Consider the following 19,019-nt stretch of genomic DNA (forward strand, 5'->3'; position numbering starts at 1 on the left):
CCTGAGGGCCGCGACGGCCGCCCGGCACAGCAGACCCCCGGGGGTGGGGGTGGGGAGCTGGAGCTGGCCCGAGCGCCACGGCGACAACGGCACTGCGCGTCACCGGCAGTGCCGTTGTCGCCGTTTCGGGTTGCGGGCCGACGTCCGGCCGGTGGTCGAAACTTTCGGGCACCTCGTTCGAAACTACCGGTTGAAACGCCCGGGGTTGTCTGTCAGCCTAGGTAACCATCGATCGATGTGAACGTTGACCAGGCCCCGTCCCGGCCCGGCTGGACCCACCACACCACCCACCACCAGGAGGTACCGACAGTGCGAGGACACGCGCACCCCCCGCCCCCGGGGAACACCAGGACCGACCGGGTGCCCCCCGGCCTCCGGGGCCGGCTGGCCAAGCTGGCCGCGGCCGGGATCGCCGCCGCCGTCGGGCTGTTCACCATCGCGGTGGCGACCGGCTCGGCGTCGGCCGCCGACAACCCGTACCAGCGGGGCCCGGACCCCACCCGGGCCAGCGTCGCGTCCGAGAACGGCCCCTTCGCCAACACGTCGGTCGCCGTCCCGACCGGCTACGGCTTCAACGGCGGCCGCATCTACTACCCGACCGACACCAGCCAGGGCACCTTCGGCGCCATCGCGATCTCGCCCGGTTACACCGCGCTGTTCTCGGTCGAGCTGGCCTGGATGGGGCCGTGGCTGGCCTCCCACGGCTTCGTCGTCATCGGCATCGAGACCAACAGCCGCAACGACTTCGACACGGCCCGGGGCACCCAGCTCCTCGCCGCGCTGGACTACCTGACCCAGCAGAGCCCGGTACGCGACCGCGTCGACGCCAGCCGGCTGGCCGTCGCCGGTCACTCCATGGGCGGCGGCGGGGCGCTGAGCGCGGCCATGCGGCGCTCGTCGCTGAAGGCGGCGGTCGGCATCGCGCCGTACTCGCCGTCGTCGAACCTGGCCACCGACCGGGTGCCCACGATGGTCTTCTCCGGGCAGGCGGACACGGTGGTCACCCCGTCCTACGCCACCGGCCTCTACAACAGCCTCCCGACCACGACGGAGAGCGCCTATCTGGAGGTCGCGGGCGCCGACCACGGGTTCATGGTCGGCCGGTCGAACCCGGTGCTGATCCGGACCATGCTGCCGTTCCTCAAGATCTTCATCGACAACGACGCCCGGTACAGCCAGTTCCTCTGCCCGCTGCTGGACTCCAGCGGCGTGGTCACCTACCGCAGCACGTGCCCGCTGCTGCCCACCCCGCCGACCAGCCCGACGGCGACGCCCACCACCACCCCGACCACGCCCCCGCCCACCAGCCCGCCCGGCGCCGCCAGCCAGATCGTCGGCGCGCAGTCGGGCCGGTGCGTCGACGTGCCCAACGCCTCCCGTGCCAACGGCACCCGGGTGCAGCTCTACGACTGCAACCGGCAGTCCAACCAGTCGTGGACGTACACCTCGACCAAGCAACTGCGGGTGTACGGCGACATGTGCCTGGACGCGGCGGGTTCGGGCAACGGCGCGGCGGTCCAGATCTACGGCTGCCACAGCCAGACCAACCAGCAGTGGAACGTCAACTCCAACGGCACCATCAGCAGCGTGCAGTCCGGGCGCTGCCTGGACGTCTGGAGCACGGCCAACGGGGCGCAGATCCAGCTCTACGACTGCCACGGGCAGACCAACCAGCGGTTCAGCCTCACGCCCCTCGCGTGACGATCGTCGTCGACGGGCTCCGGCCGGGCCGGGCGGCTGTCGCCGCCGGGCCCGGCCGCACCGTCTGACGCGGTGGCGATCGCCGGCCGGCCCCGCTCGTCCGACGAGCGGGGCCGGCCGGCTCACCGGTGAGCAATCAGGCTGCCGGCCCCTCGTCCCCGGGGGCCACCAGGATCGTCCGGCGACGCCGGGCGGCGAGGAACAACACGCCACCGGCCGCCAGCGCCGCGACGCCGATGCCGCCGATCAGCCCGGCCTGCGGCCCGGTGACCGGCAACCCACCGCCGCCGCCACCTTCGCCGCCACCTTCGCCGCCGTCGCCGCTCTTCGCGGCCAGCACCACGGCGAACCCGTCCTCGTTGTCGCTGTCGTCCGTGTCGGCCACCCGCGCGGCGACGGCGTTCGCGGGCAGCTCGGCCCGCGCAGCCTTGGCGCGGTCGTCCGTCGAGCGCTCGGCGAGGCCCTCCACCTGCACGGTCCCACCCCGCAACGTCGCCGGGGCGGTGGCGGATGCCGCAGTCGTCACCAGGTTGAACAGCTCGACCGCCGAGTAGCTCGTGTCGTTCGGGTCGGTGTCCTCGGTGGCCGGGACGAGGGTGAGGCTGTTGTAGGTGCAGATCGCCGACCGCCCGGCGTCGGAGAGCACGCACTCGGTCGGCGGGCTAATGAAGGTCACCCCCTCCGGCAGGCGCAGCGTGACCCGCACTCCGCTGACCGCCTTCCGGCCCTGGTTGGCGACCGTGTGCCGCACCGCGCCCGGCTCACCCGGGCGCAGCGTCCCGGTGGGCTCGGGCGTGCCGTCAGCCCCGGTCCGCACCGACTGCTTCACGTCCCGGGCGACCACCGAGAGGTCGGCGGCGGACCGGTCGACCAGCTCCAGCGGGAACCACCGGGTGTTGTCGGCCGGATTCGCGTCCTCGCCCGGCCCGCTGGTGACCGAGACTTCGAACCTGCCCGCGTAGGGCTCCGTGGCCCCCGCGGCGGTGGCGTCGATGGGGACGTCGACGGTCTCGCCCGGCCCCGGGATCAGCTCCGGCGACAGCTGGCAGTAGAACCCGCCGAAGTCGCCGTCGCACTCGCCCACGCCCCCTCCCGAGTGCCAGATCAGGGTGACCGGCAGGGGGTCGGGGCCCTCCTGCGGCTGGCGGACCCTGACGACGACGTCGCCCGGGGTCTCGTCACCCAGGTTGCTGATCTTCAGGTGGGCGACCTTCCGTTCGACCCCCAGCGGGATCGTCGTCCCGGAGGCGTCGACCGCGAGGTCCGGCCCCCGCCCGGCCGCCTCGGCGGGAGCGGCGGGGACGGCCACCCCGGCGAGGAGGAGCAACGCGGCGGCGACGGTTCGCGGCGGCCGCCGACGACCAAGGCTCATGACAGGACCCTTCGGAACGCGCGGGCAGTGGGGCTGAGAACACTATCGGCGATCGCTTCACTTTCGTCGATCGGCCGTCGCGTCCGTTCGGGCCGTCCGCGAGTCGTGCCGTCTCCGTCCCGCGTGACGCCTCGATGAGGTTGTTGCCAAGAGTTGGCAACTGCGCCATAGTGGCATCAGTGGGCGGGTGCTCCGGCGACGCGATGATCGAACCATCGCCGGAGGCCCGCCCGGTTCGTGCCACGACGAGGATCCGAGGAGCCGCCCCGCATGGTCAGGCCCCTGCCCGCGCGCGTGACGGCGACGGCCGTCGCCGCACTGCTCGCCGTCGCCAGTTGCTCGTCGGGGGCGACGTCGTCCGGCGGGACGGGCGACGCCGGCACGCTGGTGGTGGCCACCGCCGGTGAGCCGGACACCCTCAACCCGGTGCTGAACTACGGCGTCGACGGCGCGTCGTTGATCTTCGACGGGCTGGTCGCCCGGGACGCCGGCAACCGGCTGGTGCCGGCCCTGGCCCGCGAGCTGCCGACCGTGTCGGCGGACGGCCGGACCGTGACGGCCAGGCTGCGCGAGGGTGTGCTGTTCCACGACGGCACCCCGCTCACCGCCGAGGACGTCGTCTTCACCTACCGGGCGGTGCTGGACCCGAAGGTCGACTCCACCCTCCGCTCGGACCTGGACATGCTCGCCTCCGTGGCCGCACCCGACCCGGCCACCGTGGTGTTCACCCTGAAACACCCGTACGCGCCGTTCCTGCAACGGCTGGCGCTGGGCATCGTCCCGGCGAAGGCGTTCGCCGGGCAGGACGTCAACAAGGCGGAGTTCAACCGCAAGCCGGTCGGCACCGGCCCGTACCGGGTGACGTCGTGGACGCCGGGCGACCGGCTCGTGCTGGCGGCCAACGACGAACACTGGGGCGGCAGGCCGAAGAACCCGGGTGTCGTGGTGGCGTTCGTCGCCGACGACAACGTGCGCGCCCAGCGGATGCGGGCCGGGGAGTTCGACGCGGCCGAGCTGCCGCCCAGGCTCGCCACCGGCTTCGACGGGCAGGGCGGCTACCGGGTGCACCGGGTCCCGACCGCCGACTACCGGGGCGTGATGCTGCCCATGGGCGGCCCGGTCACCGGCGACCTGGCGATCCGGCGGGCCCTGACCGCGGCGGTGGACCGGCAGGCCATGGTGACCGGCGTGCTCGGCGGCGCGGGGGAGCCGGCGTTCGGGCCGGTGCCGCCCTCCTCGGAGTTCGCCGCGCCGTCGATCGCCGGCAGGCCCGCCGCCGACCCGGCCACCGCGACCGCCACCCTGGACGCCGCCGGCTGGCGGCCCGGCCCGGACGGCATCCGGGTCAGGGACGGCCGGCAGGCCGCGTTCACGCTGATGTACCCGGCCACCGACAGCCTGCGCAAGGAGCTCGCCCTCGCCGTCACCGCCGACGCGAAGAAGGTCGGCATCAGGGTCACCCCGGAGGGGCTGACCTGGGACGCGATCACCCCACGGATGAAGACCGACGCGCTGGTGATGGGCTACGGCACCCCGTACGACCCGGATTTCGTCTCCTACAAGCTGTTCGGCTCGGCCTTCGCCGGGCAGGGCTTCTTCAACCCCGGCTCCTACCGGTCCGCCGTCACCGACCGCGCGTTGCAGCAGGGCCGCGACAGCGCCGACCCGGCCGTCCGCAGGGCCGCCTACGCCACCTTCCAGCAGCAGCTCGCCGCCGACGTGCCGTGGGTGTTCCTCACCTACCTGCAGCACACCTACGTCGTGAAGGACACCGTGACGGGCGTGACGCCGCGGGTGGAGCCGCACGAGCACGACGTCGCCAACAGCCTCTGGTGGAACGTGCACACCTGGACGAAGCGGCCGTGACCGCGGCGACGGCCGGGCGTCGGCGGCTGGCCGGGGCCGGGGCGGTGGTCCGGCGGCGGCTGCTGGTCGCCGTGCCCGTGCTGGCCGCGACCAGCATGGGCATGTTCGCCCTCGGCGCGGCCTCCCCGATCGACCCCGCCCAGCAGTACGCGGGCGCGGCGGCGTTCACCACCAGCGAGGAGAACCTCGCCCAGCTCCGCGCGAACTGGGGAGTCGACGACCCGCTGCCCGTGCAGTACGCCCGCTGGATCGGCAACCTGCTGCGCGGCGACCTGGGCTGGTCGACCAGCCGCCACGAGCCGGTCACCTCCGTGCTGGCCGCCCGTGCCGGCTGGACCCTGCTGCTCGTCGGCACCGCCCTCGCCCTGGTCCTGGTGGCCAGCGTGCTGCTGGGCACCCTCGCCGCGTACCGGCGCGGCGGCTGGTTCGACCGGGCGCTGCGCGCCGCCGCGTACGCCGTGCAGTCGATGCCGGTGTTCTGGATCGGCCTCGCGGCGATCGCCGTGTTCGCCCTCGCCCTCGGCTGGCTGCCCGCCGGGGGGCTCACCGACATCACCGCCACCGGCACCGACCCCGCCGACGTGGCCCGGCACCTCGTGCTGCCCGTGACGGTGCTGGCGGTCTCCCAGGCCCCGTGGTTCGTGCTGTTCGTCCGCGACGCCGTCGCCGAGAGCCTGCGCGACGATCACGTGCTGGCCGCCCGCGCCCGTGGCCTGCCGGGCCGCACCGTCCTGTTCGGCCACGCGCTGCGCACCGCGCTGCTGCCGTTCCTCACCCTGGTCGGCACGCACCTGCCCGAGCTCGTCGGCGGCGCGGTCCTGGTGGAGACGGTGTTCTCCCTGCCCGGCCTCGGCGCGGTCACCGTCGCGGCCGCGCTGGGCGCGGACTTCCCGCTGCTGGCGGCCACCACCCTGGCCACCACCGTCGTGGTGCTGGCCGCGAACCTCGCCACCGACCTCGCCTACGCCGCCGCCGACCCCCGGGTACGCCTCGATGACTGACCACGGCTCGATGACTGACCTCGCCCCGCCGCCGGCCGCCACCCCGGCCCGCACCCGCCCGGCCCGCCGCCCGTCGGCCCGGTCCCGCCGTGGCCGCCTCGGCGCGGGCGCGGCCGTCGGCGTCCTCGCCGCCGCGGTGGCCGCGTGCCTGCTCGCGCCGCTGCTGTGGCCACTCGACCAGAGCGCGGTGGACCTCGCCCGTACCCGCCTCGCGCCCTCGCCCGACCACCTGGCCGGCACCGACGACCTCGGCCGCGACGTGGCGCTGCGCAGCCTCTACGGCCTGCGGGTGTCGCTGCTGGTCGGCGCGGTCGCCGCCCTGGTGGCCACCGTCGTCGGCGGCCTCGTCGGCGCGGTCGCCGGCACCCTCGGCGGCCGGGTCGACCGGGCCCTCATGCGCGTCGTCGACACCGTCGCCGCCCTGCCGCACCTGCTGCTGGGCATCTTCGTCGTCGCGATGCTGCGCCCCAGCCTCGGCGCCGTCGTCGCCTCGATCGGGCTGACGCACTGGCTGTCCACCGCCCGCATCGTCCGCTCCGAGCTGCTCAGCCTGCGCACCCGCCCGTTCGTCGACGCCGCCATCTCCGGCGGGGCCTCCCGCGCCCGGGTGCTCACCCGGCACCTGCTGCCGCACGTCCTGCCGCGGCTGGCCCTGGCCACCACCCTGATGGTGCCGCACGCCGTCTGGCACGAGACCGCCCTGTCCTTCCTCGGCCTCGGGCTGCCCCCGCACCTCGCCTCCATCGGCAACATGATCAACGACGGGCAGCGGTCCCTGCTCACCGGCGCCTGGTGGGCCAGCATCGTCCCCGGCCTCCTCCTCGTGGCGGTCACCCTCGCCCTCGCCGTGCTCACCGGCCGCTGGCGCGACCGCCTCGACCCCCGCGTCCGGGCGGAGCTGCACCTGTGACCGCCGCCGTCCGCACCGACACCCGCCGCGCGCCGGCCCTGCTGGGCGTCGACGGGCTCACCGTCCGCTTCCGCCTCCCGGCCGGCACCGTGCACGCCGTCACCGACCTGAGCCTCGCCCTGCACCCGGGCGAGCTGCTGGCCGTCGTCGGCGAGTCCGGCTGCGGAAAGTCCGTCCTCGCCCACGCCCTGCTCGGCCTGCTGCCGCGCAACGCCACCGTCACCGGCCGCGCCCACCTGCACCCGCCGGGCGGCCGTCCCGTCGACCTGGTCGACGCCGGTGAACGACACCTCGCCCGCCACGTGCGTGGCCGCGTCGTCGGCCTCGTCCCGCAGAGCCCCGCCACCGCGCTCACCCCGGTGCGCAGCGGCCGGCGGCTGCTGGAGGAGACGCTGCGCGCCCACGGGCATGCCCGCCGCGCCGCCCCCGCCGCCGCCGACCGGATCGCCGCCGCCGTCGGACTCGACCCCGGTGACCTGGACCGCTACCCCCACGAGCTGTCCGGCGGCACGGCCCAGCGGCTGGCCACCGCCCTGGCCCTCGCGCCCGACCCGCCGCTGCTGCTCGCCGACGAACCCACCACCGGCCTCGACCGGCCCCTGGTCGACCACACCCTCGACCTGCTGCGCCGCCGCTGCGACAGCGGCGCGGCCGTCCTGCTCATCACCCACGACCTCGCCGCCGCCCGCCGCGTCGCCGACACCGTCGCCGTCATGTACGCCAGCCGCATCGTCGAACACCGCCCCACCGCCGCCCTGTTCGACGCCCCCGCCCACCCCTACACCGCCGGGCTGCTCGACGCCCTGCCGGACCGGGCCTTCACGCCCGTGCCCGGTCATCCGCCCATGCTCACCGACCTGCCCGACGGCTGCGCCTTCGCCCCACGCTGCCCCCACGCCAGCGACGCCTGCCGCACGCCACCCCGCCTCGTGCCCGACGGCCCGGGGCGGGTCGCCTGCCACCACCGGCCCACCCCCGGAGCGCCCGGATGACCGCGACGACCGACGACACCGCGCACGGGGCCGCAGCCGGCGGGCTCGCCGCGCACCGGGTCACCGTCCGCTACGGCCGGCAGCGCGTCCTCGACCGGGTCGACCTGCACGTCGCCCCCGGCGAGACGGTCGGACTGCGCGGGCCCTCCGGCAGCGGCAAGTCCACCCTCGCCCGCGTCCTCGCCCTCCTGCACGCCCCCGACAGCGGGCACGTCGCCATCGGCGGGCGGCCCGTCGCCGGCGTCCGGCACCGGGTGCCCGCCGCCCTGCGGACCCGCGTCGCGATCCTGTTCCAGAGCCCCCGCGCCGCCACCGACCCCCGGCTGAGCCTCGCCGACCTCGTCGCCGAACCGCTCCGCGCCACCGGCGTCCGCCGCGACCAGGCGGCCGCTCGTACCGCCGAACTGGCCGACCTGGTCGGCCTCACCCCCGACCTGCTCGCCCGCCGCCCGCACGCGGTCAGCGACGGGCAACTGCAACGCGCCTGCCTCGCCCGCGCCCTCGTGCACCGGCCCGACTACCTGCTCTGCGACGAGGCCACCGCCATGCTCGACGCCTCCACCCAGGCCCACGTCGCCGCCGTCGTCGGCGACTACCAGCGCCGCACCGGCGCGGGGGTCCTGCTCATCACCCACGACCCGGCGCTGCTGCGCCGCTGGGCGACGCGGGCGGTGGACCTCCCGACGCCGTGACCGGAGCGCTACGCGGTCAACCGGGGGTCACCCCAGGCCAACTCGGGAAGACCGTTGGACCGGCCGCCCGCGACGTTGGCGCCCGCTTGCAGCGGGTTGTCGACGGTGTCGGTCCGGTAGGCCAGCAGTTTCAGCCGCACCGCGTCAGGAGGAAGGTCGATCTTCATCGACCTGGGCTTCCCGAGGGTCGCGCTGACCTTCTTCACCGGGGAGCCGTCGACGAACACCTCGAAGTATCCGACCTGGTCGGCGTCCTGGGCGTCGTCGAGGACGCCGACGGTGGCCTCGAAGGTGCGGTATCGGCCGCCGAGGTTGAACTCCACGGTGCCGCGAGGGCTGTTGCAGAACACGGAGCAGCGGTAGACGACACTGTGGCCGTAGTGCGCTCCCCGGATCTCCGCTGACCCGACATCGATGTCCGTCGCACGGTTGAGCAGGTCCAGATCAGTGGCGTACACGGCCTCCACCGTGGGACTGGCGGACTGCCCCGGGGTGGCCTCCGGTTGGGGAGACGCCGTGGGCGGCGCAGTGCTGGTGACGCCCAGGGCTGGAGGGGTGGTGACCCCCGCCGACGGGGACGCCGGCGCGACGAGCTCAGGGCCGTTCTTTCCGGTGACGAAGCTGACGATACCCATCAGGTCGGCGATCAGCCCGATGACGGTGAGGACCGCCACCACGCCGATCATGGCGAGGACACGGTGCAACCAGGACGGTGGTCGTTCAGTCCCCGTTGGGGTGTCGCTCGGCATCGTCATCACCCTCCCGGCCAAGTGTGCCAGCGACGCCCGTAGGGTCCGGGTGAGGGGGCGCTCCGGCGGGCCGGGCCGGCGCGGAGCGCGCGCTGCCGACCTGGCGTCCGTCGGTGTGGCCATCGGGGGCCGCCCGCCGGGCGGCCGCGGAGCCGGCGGTGGGCGCGTCGGGTGCCTGACCTTGGCGGTACGGGCTGGCGGCGTTCCAGACGCCGGTGAACTGCTCGTAGAAATAGTCGAACCACTCGCCCTCGCGTCTGCGGTTCAGTCTGAACGTGGGCCGCAGTTCGTGTTGGCCGCCGAAGGAGCCGAGGCGAACGTCCATGGAGCCGTCGTCCAGTCCGGGATCGTAGGCGTAGAGGGTGTACGGGGGCAGGTAGTCGACCAGGCGCACCTCGAGGGCGTTGCCCTGATCGAGCCGCCGGTCGAGCAGGCCGAGGTTGATGGCGAGGTGTTCCTCCAGCCTCGTCAGGCCCCAAGCCGGCCCCGCGCGGAAGGCCAGCATGGACATTGCCGCTCCGCCGGGGCGGATCAGCAGCACCTTGACGCGGACGTCGCGGGCCAGCGCCTGCCCGAGATAATTGTCGAGGAAGGGGATGTGCATCGACAGGGTCGTGCCCCACAGCCACACCTCGTCCTGGGCGCCCTGGATCAGGCGGGAGATCTCGATCAGGTCGTCCTGTTCCACGAAGAACCGGTTGGCGGAGGCGGGCTGCTGCAGATCGCCGAAGCTGCGGTGCCTGGTCTGGATCGACTTCGACTTGTGGATGCGGTCGAGCGCGTCGAGCCACGCCGACACCTCCTGGTCGTCGCGGACGTCGCAGGCGACGAGGAGATTGAGCAGAAGTTGCCTGCCAGGTGGCCGGACTCCGGCGCGGGCCTCTCCGAGCGAAGCCCGGGGCATCGGGCGGTTGTGCGCGATCCCCCACGACTCCAACTCCCGCAGGGACAGATTGCCGTTGCAGGACAACAGGTTCCGGATGCACCCGGCCAGTGCCTCCGTCGTCTGCACCGACTGGAGTTCGGACGCCATGCTGCGGTCGGCCATGGTCCCTCCCCGGGAAAGCTGGATGCGACCGAGTATTGGCGACCTTCGGTGTGTCCGGCACCCGCTCGGGCGTCCGGTCGGACACATCGAGCCTTTGTCGCTCGGCTGAACCGCTGGTGTGCCACCGGACGGCGGTGGTGTCTGAGCCTCAAGGAGACTCTTGTCGGACGGGTGGTCCGAGATGCCTGCTGGTTTCATGCCCACCAACAAGTCGTTCGCGCCAGAGTCCTGTCAGCAGAAAGCGCCTGCGGAGGCCGAGAGCGGCCGCGACCGAGTGCTCCGGAACAAGGTGTTCCCGGTGGTGACCGCTGGCGCCGCGTCCGGTGTCGCGCGAGCGCTGACCTCGTGGCTTCTCGACCATGTCAGCCTCTAGCGCGGGTATCACCACGGCACATGTGCGCCAGCGGGAGCCCTCGTTCGCCGGGGCTCACGTGGCCTCGCTGGTGTTTGCACGTCGTCGGGAGCTCCGTGCAAACCCAGCGAGGTGAGCGCTCACATGGTGGACGCGGTGCGACCGAGGCGTTACAGCAGGGACGGTTCGATCAGCCCCGACTTGATCGCGGTGACCACGGCCATCGTCCGATTGGGCGAGCCGAGCTTGAGCAGCAGGCTTGCCACCAGTCGTTTCGCCCCGTGATCGGAGATGCTCAGGCGACGGGCGATCTGCTTGTTGCTGAGCCCGTCGGCGAGCAGCGCCAGGGTCTCGCTCTCCCGGCTGGTCAGCTTGGCCGGTCGGGCTGCGCGCGCGGGCAGCGGGGCCGCCGCGCGGCGGATCAGTTCGCTCGCGAGTCGGGCCGGGATCTGGCTCTTGCCGAGGGCCACCCGGCGGACCGCCTCGTCGATGCTGGTGGGAGTCAGGTCCTGGCGGGCCAGGAATCCGTGGGCCCACGGGGGCGCGTCCTTGAGCGCGGTGCGCAGGTCGGTCGCGTCGACCAGGACGAGGACCTTGGTCTGGACGCCGTCCGGTAGCTGGCAGCCGCCGTAGCCGGCCTCCGCGATGATCAGGATGTCGACCGGGGTGGCCGACATGAGCTGGCAGGCATGTTCCCAGCTCTCGCAGTAGAAATCGTCTCCGACGATGGCGAGGTCGTCCAGTATGGAGTTCAGGCCGCGGCGCACGAGCTCATTGCTGGTGCAGACGGCGACGGTGAGGCGGAGGTCGACCGGCACTTCCCGCGATCCGATCTGGGTCATCGCTTGCGAATTCCCTTCAGGCCGCGGTTCGGCCGGAGTCGGTTGCCGACCGGGTGCGCAGAGAACGGCGGGAGCGGCAGCGCGGTTACCAGACCGCATTCGGCGTTGCCGAACCCTGATCGGTATCCCGAGTCTTCGCTGCTGAGCCTTCCGAAGGAAGGCAGACTTCCGAAATCCACTATGGATCCCCCTTCGTCACCAGCCGACCACGGTTATCCCCGCTGTGGCGTGCGGCGGTCGGCGAGCTTCTGTCCTATATAGACAACCCCCCTTGGAGCCGTTGGTCAACAGTTGGCTCATGTGAAACGGCTGAGTGGCCGTATCGATCTTGACAACGTGGGATATTAATTGACTGTTGTCACTGTTTTGGGTAACGTTTCGGGTTTCGAGCGTGATGAGGACTCTGGTGGGCTGACCGGGCGCGTCCGTGGTGTCCCCTGCGGGGAGTTTCGAGGCGTTCAGACTGGTTGGCGCAGTGCCTTATCCAGGTCGGCCGACGGTCGGGATCCATGATCGTCCGGGCGGTGCCGCGCAGGGGGTGCCGCGGCGCACGGTCCGAGGACGGGCGCGGTGGCGTGGCGGCGGCAAGGGTCCGGTTCACGACCGCGTCCGAGGCCGCCGCGGCGCGGGTTGCCACACGCGTCTCAGGCGCGGCGACGGGGCGGCCGCCCGCGCCTGTCGGTGGTGCGGTGCGGCTCCCGCGCGGTCAGCCGACGCCGAGCCCGTGCCGGTCCGGCGCGTCGCCCTGGCCGGCCCAGCGGTAGGCGACCGCGACCAGTCGATCGAGGTGGCCCAGCGGGTCGGGGTCGGCCAGCAGCCGGTCGGTCCGGGTCGGGCACGGGCAGTCGTCCCACGCCATCGCCGGGGCCAGCGCGTCGGCCCGGGGGTGCAACCGGAACGCCGACAGCGACTCGACCAGCACCGGACGGCACAGCTCGCAGCTGTCCGGCCGGGACTGCACGACGTCGTCCAGCTGCGGGTTGAACCAGGAGATGTCGAGGTCGCCGTAGCCGTCGGGGCCGATGGCGTCGTCGGCGCACGCGGCGAGCAGCCGGACCAGCATCCACAGCGTCGGCGGTTCCCACAGCCCCTGGTCGTGCGCCCAACCCAGCAGCGTGCCGGCCTTCGCGCTCAGCGGGAAGACCATCTGGGTGCGGTACCCGGCCGCCCGCGCACCGCGTACCCCGGCCAGCGTGTCCAGGTAGGCTTCCCGGGGCGACAGGCCCAGACCGCCGAGGGTGATGTTGGCGATCGGGTCGAATCCCAGGTCGAGCAGTGTGCGCGCGGTGTCCAGGTAGGCCTGCTGGCGGGTCGGCTTGAGGTGGCACATCGAGCGCACCTGCGGATCCCACGACTCGACGCCGATCTGGCACACCAGCCGCGTGCCGGGGGCGAAGTGCCGCCGCAGCCGGTCGAGCTTGTCGCGGTCGCAGACCTCGGGGCGGCTCTCGAACGCGAACGTGGCCGGGCGTCGCGCGGCCGCTGCGTGTAGCAGCCGGTCGCGCATCTCCGCAGGCACCTCCCGGTCGTCGAGCAGGCTCCCGGACGGCGAAAGATACAGGCAGGCGCCCTCGGGAACGGTGGCCAGTTTGCGCTCGACCGAATGGGCGACGACCTCCGGGCGGATTTCGGGGCCGATGCCGTAGTTGCACATGCTGCACTGGCCGGCCCGGTCGTACGTGCAGCCTCGGGTGCGGAACCAGAACTGATACATCTGGTATTCGATCCGGGGGGCGCCGAAGGTTACCGGATAGGTGCGCAGGAATACATTGTTGTATTCGGGGTAGAGCGGGCGTCCAGCGCGAATGGCAATGTTCGCGCGGACCAGCGCGTGTCGAAGGCGACGTTTCTCCGAATCATTCACAGAAATTGCTCCCGCGTCCGGTTGGTGGTTGTGCGCCGACCGCCCGGATACGAGGAATCGGTATCGCCTTTAGGCACCCGTGGCCGGTGAGGACGCCCTTTCGGGCATCCTGGGCAAGCCTCGAACCAATTGGCTCGACTCTTCCCCGGCCATGCTACGCAGCGCTGGCGACACCACCCCCGGTCGTGCGGGGCACACATTCGGGCGATGGTCCGGCGCGACCGGCGGCCATACCCGATCAGCCGGGTTCGGAAGCGCGCGCTTCCCGTCCTTACCCCGGATCACACCGGGTGCCTATGTTGATCGGCGTCATCCGGCAGCTTGAACGCAGACGGGACGGGACACGTGGCGGAGACTCCACCAGATTTCCTCGGACGGATTCGGTCCGCGCTCGGTGCGCCGGGGCCACTGGTGCTGCTCGGCAACTTCGAGGTCGAGGACCAGTGGGCCCGGGAACAGCCGGGCCTGCCGCGGCTGTCCTCGGCGGGCAGCCGCGCCGTGGTGAACCGGATGGACGAGTTCGCGCTGCTGCTCGGCGACGCGGGCGACACCGTGGTCGTCAAGGCGGCCCCGGATCCGGACTACCTGGCCTACCTGCACGAGCTCGAACTCCCGGTGCCGCGGGTGCTGGCCTGCGGCTCCCAGGATGCCCAGCAGACCGTCACCGAGGACGCGCTGGCCGACTCCCGGCTGGTCGACGAGCTGCGCCGGCTCGCCGCCGGTGGCGCGCGGCTGTGGCCGCACGGCGTCTCCGCGGTGGAGGAGAAGCTGGCCGAGGCCGCCGGCCTGCCCCTGGGGGCGCCGGACGCCCGGCTGTGCATCCGGGTGAACAGCAAGATCTACAGCCGGCGTGTCGGCGACGAGCTGGGCCTGCGCCAGCCGACGGGCTGGGCCTGTGAAACGCTCGACGAGCTGGAGAAGGTCGCCGGTCCGGTCGCCGAGCTGCTCGCCGCCGGCCACCGGTTCGCCGTGAAGGACGCCCTCGGGGTGTCCGGGCGGGGCATCACCCTGGTGGACGACGTCCGTCGGTTCGAGCGGCTGTGCCGGATGATCCTGGCCCGGGAACGACGGGCCGGTTGCAGCCGGGCCGACGTCGTCGTCGAGGAGTGGGTGGCCAAGGAGACCGACCTCAACTACCAGGTGACGGTCGGCCGCGACGGCGCCGTCCACCTCGACTTCGTCAAGGAGGCGATCACCGAGGGCGGGATCCACAAGGGCCACCGCATCCCGGCCCGGTTGTCCCGGGCGCAGGCCGCCGAGCTGGCCGAGGTCGCCGCCGCGGTCGGCGCGCGGCTGCACCGCGACGGATACTTCGGCGTGGCCGGGATCGACGCCATGATCGATCCCGACGGCCGGCTCTACCCGTTGGTGGAGATCAACGCCCGGAACAACATGTCGACCTACCAGGTGGGCATCCAGGAGCGGCTGATCCCGCCGGACGCGATCGCGCTGGCCCGGCACTATCCGCTGCGGCTGCGCCAGCCGGTGGCCTTCCACCGGCTGCGGTCGGTGCTGGGCGAACTGCAGTTCGAGCGCCGCAGCGGCGTCGGCTTCCTGGTGAACAACTTCGCCACCGTGAACGCGGCCGCCCCGGCACCCGGCGACGGCCGCGACGCCGCGGCGCACCCGACGTTCGACGGTCGGCTCTACGGCATGGTCATCGGTCGCTCGGCCGACGAGGTCGCCGACCTGGACCGGCGGGTGGGCGAGCGCGTCGCCGAGCTGGTCGGCGGTGCGGCATGACCGACACCATCGGCGGCCTGGCCGTCACCGACCTGGCCCGCGAGTTCGGCACGCCGCTATACGTCTACGACGCCGACGTGCTGCGCGAGCGCTACCGGCAACTGCGCGAGGTGCTGCACCCCGAGGTGGGGATCCTGTTCTCCCTGAAGGCGAACCCGAACGTGTCGATCTGCGCGGTGCTGCGGTCGCTCGGGGCCGGAGCCGAGGTGTCGTCACTGGCCGAGCTGCTGATCGCCGGCCGGGCCGGGGTCGCTGCGGAGGACACCATCTTCCTGGGGCCGGGCAAGTCCGCCCAAGAGATCGACGCCTGCCTGGCCACCGGGGTGCACGCCATCGTCTGCGAGTCGTGGGGCGAGCTGGCCGAGATCGACGCGCTCGCGGCCCGACGCGACACCGTCGCCCGGGTCGTGCTGCGGATCAACCCGTCATTCACCGTCAAGGGTTCGCGGCTCACGATGAGCGGCAAGCCACGCCAGTTCGGCATCGACGAGGAACAGGCGCTGGAGGCTGCGCCCCGGGTGGCCGGGCTGCGGAACGTCCGACTGATCGGCGTGCACGTCTACATGGGGACCCGCATCCTGGCCGAGGAGGTGGCCGCCGAGAACACCATCCGCATCCTCGACCTGGCCGAACGGGTCGCCGAGCGGCTGGGCTTCGAGCTGGAGACGGTGGACGTGGGCGGCGGTCTCGGGGTCGCCTACTTCGACGGCGAACGCGACCTGGACCTGCGCCGGCTCGCCGACCTGGTCAACCCCGCGTTCGCGGCCTTCCGGGCCCGGCACCCGCGGACCCGGCTGTTCACCGAGCTCGGCCGCTTCCTCACCGCCGAGTCGGGCACCTATGTGGTGCGCGTCCGCCAGGTCAAGGAGTCCATGGGCGAGTGGTTCGCGGTGACCGACGGCGGGACCCACCACCACATGGCGGCGGTCGGCGTCGGCTCGTTCGTCAAGCGGGACTTCCCGATCCGGCTGCTCGGCCGGGAGGCGACCGAACCGGCCCCGAACTGGCGGGTCACCGGCTTGTTGTGCACCCCGAACGACACCCTGTCCACGCACACCCCGCTGCCGCCGCTGCGCCCCGGTGACCTGCTCGGGGTGCTGCGCTCGGGCGCCTACGGGCCCAGTGCCTCACCGGTGCTGTTCCTCAGCCACGGCCATCCGGCCGAGGTGCTGGTCGATGCCGGTCGGCCGTACCTGATCAGGGATCGGGACCGGCCCGCCGACATCGTCGACCGCCAGCGCCTGTACGAGCGGGCACCCGAGGTGCCCTCCGCCTCCATCCCCTGAACCCTCCTTCCGGAAAGGCACAGGCATGACGAACACCGAAGCCGCCCTGACGCAGGCGCACAGCCGTGTGGTCGACACGCTCGCGGAGATGATCCGGCGCGACGTCGGCGCGCTGAGCGCCGACAAGCGCATCGTCGACGACCTCGGTCTGGACTCGACGAGCATCCTCGAGCTGCTGATGAAGCTGGAGGACGAGTTCGGGGTCGAGTTCGACCCGGACACCTTCGAGCCCCGTCACTTCGAAACGATCGGGACGCTCACCGAGTACGTGGCCGGTCAGGCCGAGGAGCAGGAGTAGCATGGCCGACCGCAGCGGCTCGGTCGCGGCCGACCGGTCCGGGACCCGACGCGCCATCGCCGGGCTGGCGCTGCCGATGACGATCGCCGACGTCGTGCTCTTCGTCGAGATCATCGGCGTGGTGGCGCTCCTCGGCCGGGTCAGCAACGAGGCGCTCTACATCCGGTCGTTGACGATGCCGATCCTGCTGCTGTTCGTCGCCATGAGCACGGCGTTCGCCATCACGTACCAGGTCATGGCGTCGATCAGCAGGGGCCGCGAACGACCGGAGGACCTGGTGCCGACCGCGGTGGCGCTGTTGCGGGTGTTCGTGGTCACCGGGGTCGTGCTGTGCCTGGTGCTCTACCTCGGTGGCCCCGCGCTGGGCGCGTTGCTGGACGTGCCGGCGGCCGAGCGGGCCGAGTTCGTCCGGTTCCTGCGCTGGACGTCACTGGCCAGCCTGACCGTGGTGCTGCCGGCGCTGTGCTCGGCGGCGCTGCGCGGCTTCGGGCACGCCCGGGCGGCCGCGGTGGTCACCCTCACCAGCGCGGCGGTCGAGTTCGCGCTCGTCGGCCTGCTCGGCTTCGGCGCCGGGCTGGGGCTGTTCAGCGTGCCGATCGCGACCGCGGTGGCGAGCGCGGCCGCGGCGGTCCCCGGCATGTGGTTCATGCGTCGCCACCGGCTGTGGGGTCGCCTCACCGGAGTGCCGGTGCGCGGCGAGGTCGCCGGCTTCCTGCGGGGCGTCGGGCTGCCGGTCGCCCTGTCCTACGTGCTGATCTCCCTGTTCAACGTGGGCATGCTGTGGGTGCTGACGCCCTTCGGCCCGGACACGATCTCGGGCTACGCCGCGGCGTCCACGCTCCAGGCGCTGATCATCATCCCGGGCATCCAGCTCGGCGGGGCGACCGCGATCGTGATCAACCAACGGCGCGGTGCGGGCTCGGTGGACGGGGCGGGGGAGATCCTGCGCGCCGGCCTGGAGCTGACCTTCGTCTTCTACGCGGTGGTGGCGGCGGTCATCTGGCTGCTGCGCGACACGGTCGGGCGGATCGTCTCCGACGACCCGCGGGTGGTCGCCGCGGTCGGGCTCTACATCGGCGTGGTCGCCCTGACCTACCTGGCGCAGGGCCCGGTGCTGGCCTCGCTGACCTTCCTGGAGCACATCGGCAACGGCACGCTCGCCCTGCTGCTCAACGTCGTCTACTTCGCCGAGATCGTCGTCGTCGGCGGGGTGCTGGCGCGGGCCCTCGACGACCCGACGGCGCTCTACGCGACCGCCGCCGTGGGCAACGTGGTCGGCCTGGTCGTGGTGGTGATCGCCGTACGACGGGTGCGCCGGATGCGCCCGGTGGCCATGGTCGAGGCCCCGCTCGCCGGCGGTACGCGATGACGTCGCTGGTCGCGGTGGCGAGCCACATCCCGGAGGCGACGGTGCCGGTGGCCGCGTTCCTGCGCGAGCACGGCATCCCCGAGCCGCGGGTACGGATGTACGAGCGGTTCTTCGGGTTCGACCGGATCCCGCTCGACCCGGCGGCCGGCCCGGCCGACCTGCTGGTCGCGGCGGCGAACGGGCTGCCCGACTTCGCCGCGTACCGGCCGCGGATCCGCTACGTGATCCAGGCGCGAACCATGCCGGTGGTCGCCCCGCACCCGGTCAACCCGCTCGCCGAGGCGTGCCGGCGGCTGGGGCTGGAGGGCGCCACCGCGATCTGCCTCACCCAGCACGCCTGCGCCTCCGGACTGCTGGCCGTCGAGGTGGCCGGCGAGCTGCTGGCCGCCGACCCCGATCCGCAGGCGCTGGCCCTGCTGGTGGCCGGGGAGAAGGCGTTCACCACGGCGGGCAAGGTGTTGGCCGACACCGGCGTCATGGGCGAGGGCGCCGCCGCCGTCCTGGTCGCCGCCGGTGGTGACCGGGACCGGATGCTGGCCTACGCGACCCGCACCTGCGGGAAGTTCCACCGCGGCGCCTGGCTCGACGAGGAACTGACCGCGGCCTTCCACGACGAGTACCCGGCGCTGCTTGCCGAGGTGATCGACGCCGCGGTGCGCAGCGCCGGGCTCGACCTCGACGACATCGCGCTGATCCTGCCGCACAACGTCAACCGGATGTCGTGGCTGCGGGTGCTGCGGCTGCTCGGCGTGCGCGGCGCCGATCGGCTGTTCATGGACAACCTGGCCGGCTGCGGGCACTGCTTCGGGGCCGACAGCTTCATCAACTACCGGACCGCGGTCGACGCCGGACGGCTGCGGCCCGGCGACCGCTACCTGATGACCTCGGTGGGGCTGGGAGCGACCTTCTCGGCCATGGTCCTCGAGCACTGAGC

Annotated in this window: 16 protein-coding genes; 11 read left to right on the forward strand and 5 right to left on the reverse strand. The window is 72.8% G+C overall.

All coding sequences use genetic code 11. The annotated features are described in order from the left end of the window. Positions 1-360: 360 nt before the first annotated feature. The gene (locus O7628_RS15645; RefSeq protein ID WP_278131424.1) at positions 361-1,701 is read left to right on the forward strand and encodes a ricin-type beta-trefoil lectin domain protein; all 1,341 of its coding nucleotides are present in this window, start codon (positions 361-363) and stop codon (positions 1,699-1,701) included. Positions 1,702-1,837: 136 nt separating this feature from the next. Here O7628_RS15645 and O7628_RS15650 read toward each other — a convergent pair whose 3' ends face one another. After that, positions 1,838-3,073, reverse strand: coding sequence for a hypothetical protein (locus O7628_RS15650; RefSeq protein ID WP_278131426.1), 1,236 nt, complete (start codon positions 3,071-3,073; stop codon positions 1,838-1,840). 270 nt (positions 3,074-3,343) lie between these two features. Between O7628_RS15650 and O7628_RS15655 the strand changes: the two genes are divergently transcribed. Genes O7628_RS15655 through O7628_RS15675 form a run of 5 tightly spaced genes read left to right on the forward strand, consistent with a single transcriptional unit; the run spans position 3,344 to position 8,534 of the window. Beyond that, entirely contained in the window at positions 3,344-4,939 is a 1,596-nt protein-coding gene (locus O7628_RS15655) for an ABC transporter substrate-binding protein (protein WP_278131427.1), read from the forward strand. Continuing rightward, positions 4,936-5,940, forward strand: coding sequence for an ABC transporter permease (locus tag O7628_RS15660; RefSeq protein ID WP_278131429.1), 1,005 nt, complete (start codon positions 4,936-4,938; stop codon positions 5,938-5,940). The genes O7628_RS15655 and O7628_RS15660 overlap by 4 nt, the downstream gene beginning before the upstream one ends. 10 nt (positions 5,941-5,950) lie before the next feature. Next, positions 5,951-6,850, forward strand: a complete 900-nt coding sequence (locus O7628_RS15665; RefSeq protein WP_278131431.1) for an ABC transporter permease — start codon at positions 5,951-5,953, stop codon at positions 6,848-6,850. Further along, positions 6,847-7,842, forward strand: a complete 996-nt coding sequence (locus tag O7628_RS15670) for an ABC transporter ATP-binding protein (RefSeq protein ID WP_278131433.1) — start codon at positions 6,847-6,849, stop codon at positions 7,840-7,842. The genes O7628_RS15665 and O7628_RS15670 overlap by 4 nt, the downstream gene beginning before the upstream one ends. After that, positions 7,839-8,534 carry a dipeptide/oligopeptide/nickel ABC transporter ATP-binding protein gene (locus O7628_RS15675; protein WP_278131435.1) on the forward strand — a complete coding sequence of 232 codons (696 nt, stop codon included), beginning with the start codon at positions 7,839-7,841 and terminating at the stop codon, positions 8,532-8,534. Before O7628_RS15670 ends, O7628_RS15675 begins: the two co-directional genes overlap by 4 nt. An 8-nt stretch (positions 8,535-8,542) precedes the next feature. On the opposite strand, the gene O7628_RS15680 is transcribed toward O7628_RS15675, so the two are convergent. The 4 genes from O7628_RS15680 to O7628_RS15695 all read right to left on the reverse strand — a co-directional run bounded on the left by O7628_RS15680 (position 8,543) and on the right by O7628_RS15695 (position 13,239). Beyond that, entirely contained in the window at positions 8,543-9,220 is a 678-nt protein-coding gene (locus O7628_RS15680) for an NPCBM/NEW2 domain-containing protein (protein WP_278131438.1), read from the reverse strand. A 34-nt stretch (positions 9,221-9,254) separates the two neighbouring features. Then, entirely contained in the window at positions 9,255-10,331 is a 1,077-nt protein-coding gene (locus tag O7628_RS15685) for a hypothetical protein (protein ID WP_278131440.1), read from the reverse strand. Between the two features lie 522 nt (positions 10,332-10,853). Further along, the gene (locus tag O7628_RS15690) at positions 10,854-11,525 is read right to left on the reverse strand and encodes a response regulator transcription factor (protein WP_278131441.1); all 672 of its coding nucleotides are present in this window, start codon (positions 11,523-11,525) and stop codon (positions 10,854-10,856) included. Positions 11,526-12,231: 706 nt separating this feature from the next. Continuing rightward, positions 12,232-13,239: a hypothetical protein gene (locus O7628_RS15695; protein ID WP_278131443.1), complete on the reverse strand. Its 1,008-nt coding sequence runs from the start codon at positions 13,237-13,239 to the stop codon at positions 12,232-12,234. A gap of 561 nt (positions 13,240-13,800) precedes the next feature. Here O7628_RS15695 and O7628_RS15700 point away from each other — a divergent pair. The 5 genes from O7628_RS15700 to O7628_RS15720 are packed head-to-tail and all read left to right on the forward strand — an operon-like array spanning position 13,801 to position 19,017. Beyond that, positions 13,801-15,132 (forward strand): ATP-grasp domain-containing protein, encoded by a 1,332-nt coding sequence (locus tag O7628_RS15700; RefSeq protein WP_278131445.1) that lies wholly within the window; start codon positions 13,801-13,803, stop codon positions 15,130-15,132. Then, positions 15,129-16,418, forward strand: a complete 1,290-nt coding sequence (locus O7628_RS15705) for a type III PLP-dependent enzyme (protein WP_278131447.1) — start codon at positions 15,129-15,131, stop codon at positions 16,416-16,418. The genes O7628_RS15700 and O7628_RS15705 overlap by 4 nt, the downstream gene beginning before the upstream one ends. Positions 16,419-16,443: 25 nt before the next feature. Then, positions 16,444-16,716, forward strand: coding sequence for an acyl carrier protein (locus tag O7628_RS15710; RefSeq protein WP_074475152.1), 273 nt, complete (start codon positions 16,444-16,446; stop codon positions 16,714-16,716). Between the two features lies 1 nt (position 16,717). Then, complete coding sequence (locus O7628_RS15715) at positions 16,718-18,085, forward strand: MATE family efflux transporter (protein ID WP_278131450.1); 1,368 nt, start codon at positions 16,718-16,720, stop codon at positions 18,083-18,085. Next, on the forward strand, positions 18,082-19,017 hold the full coding sequence (locus O7628_RS15720) for a 3-oxoacyl-[acyl-carrier-protein] synthase III C-terminal domain-containing protein (protein ID WP_074475150.1): 936 nt from the start codon (positions 18,082-18,084) through the stop codon (positions 19,015-19,017). The genes O7628_RS15715 and O7628_RS15720 overlap by 4 nt, the downstream gene beginning before the upstream one ends. The last annotated feature ends 2 nt before the right edge of the window (positions 19,018-19,019 follow it).

The organism is Micromonospora sp. WMMD956, from assembly GCF_029626125.1.
Taxonomy (GTDB): Bacteria; Actinomycetota; Actinomycetes; order Mycobacteriales; family Micromonosporaceae; genus Micromonospora; species Micromonospora carbonacea.

Excerpts from the sequence above, each read along its gene's own strand:
- O7628_RS15650 (WP_278131426.1), bottom strand. The coding sequence starts at position 3,073 with ATGAGCCTTGGTCGTCGGCGGCCGCCGCGAACCGTCGCCGCCGCGTTG.
- O7628_RS15655 (WP_278131427.1), top strand. The coding sequence starts at position 3,344 with ATGGTCAGGCCCCTGCCCGCGCGCGTGACGGCGACGGCCGTCGCCGCA.
- O7628_RS15665 (WP_278131431.1), top strand. The coding sequence starts at position 5,951 with ATGACTGACCTCGCCCCGCCGCCGGCCGCCACCCCGGCCCGCACCCGC.
- O7628_RS15675 (WP_278131435.1), top strand. The coding sequence starts at position 7,839 with ATGACCGCGACGACCGACGACACCGCGCACGGGGCCGCAGCCGGCGGG.
- O7628_RS15680 (WP_278131438.1), bottom strand. The coding sequence starts at position 9,220 with ATGATCGGCGTGGTGGCGGTCCTCACCGTCATCGGGCTGATCGCCGAC.
- O7628_RS15685 (WP_278131440.1), bottom strand. The coding sequence starts at position 10,331 with ATGGCCGACCGCAGCATGGCGTCCGAACTCCAGTCGGTGCAGACGACG.
- O7628_RS15690 (WP_278131441.1), bottom strand. The coding sequence starts at position 11,525 with ATGACCCAGATCGGATCGCGGGAAGTGCCGGTCGACCTCCGCCTCACC.
- O7628_RS15695 (WP_278131443.1), bottom strand. The coding sequence starts at position 13,239 with ATGTATCAGTTCTGGTTCCGCACCCGAGGCTGCACGTACGACCGGGCC.
- O7628_RS15705 (WP_278131447.1), top strand. The coding sequence starts at position 15,129 with ATGACCGACACCATCGGCGGCCTGGCCGTCACCGACCTGGCCCGCGAG.
- O7628_RS15710 (WP_074475152.1), top strand. The coding sequence starts at position 16,444 with ATGACGAACACCGAAGCCGCCCTGACGCAGGCGCACAGCCGTGTGGTC.
- O7628_RS15715 (WP_278131450.1), top strand. The coding sequence starts at position 16,718 with ATGGCCGACCGCAGCGGCTCGGTCGCGGCCGACCGGTCCGGGACCCGA.
- O7628_RS15720 (WP_074475150.1), top strand. The coding sequence starts at position 18,082 with ATGACGTCGCTGGTCGCGGTGGCGAGCCACATCCCGGAGGCGACGGTG.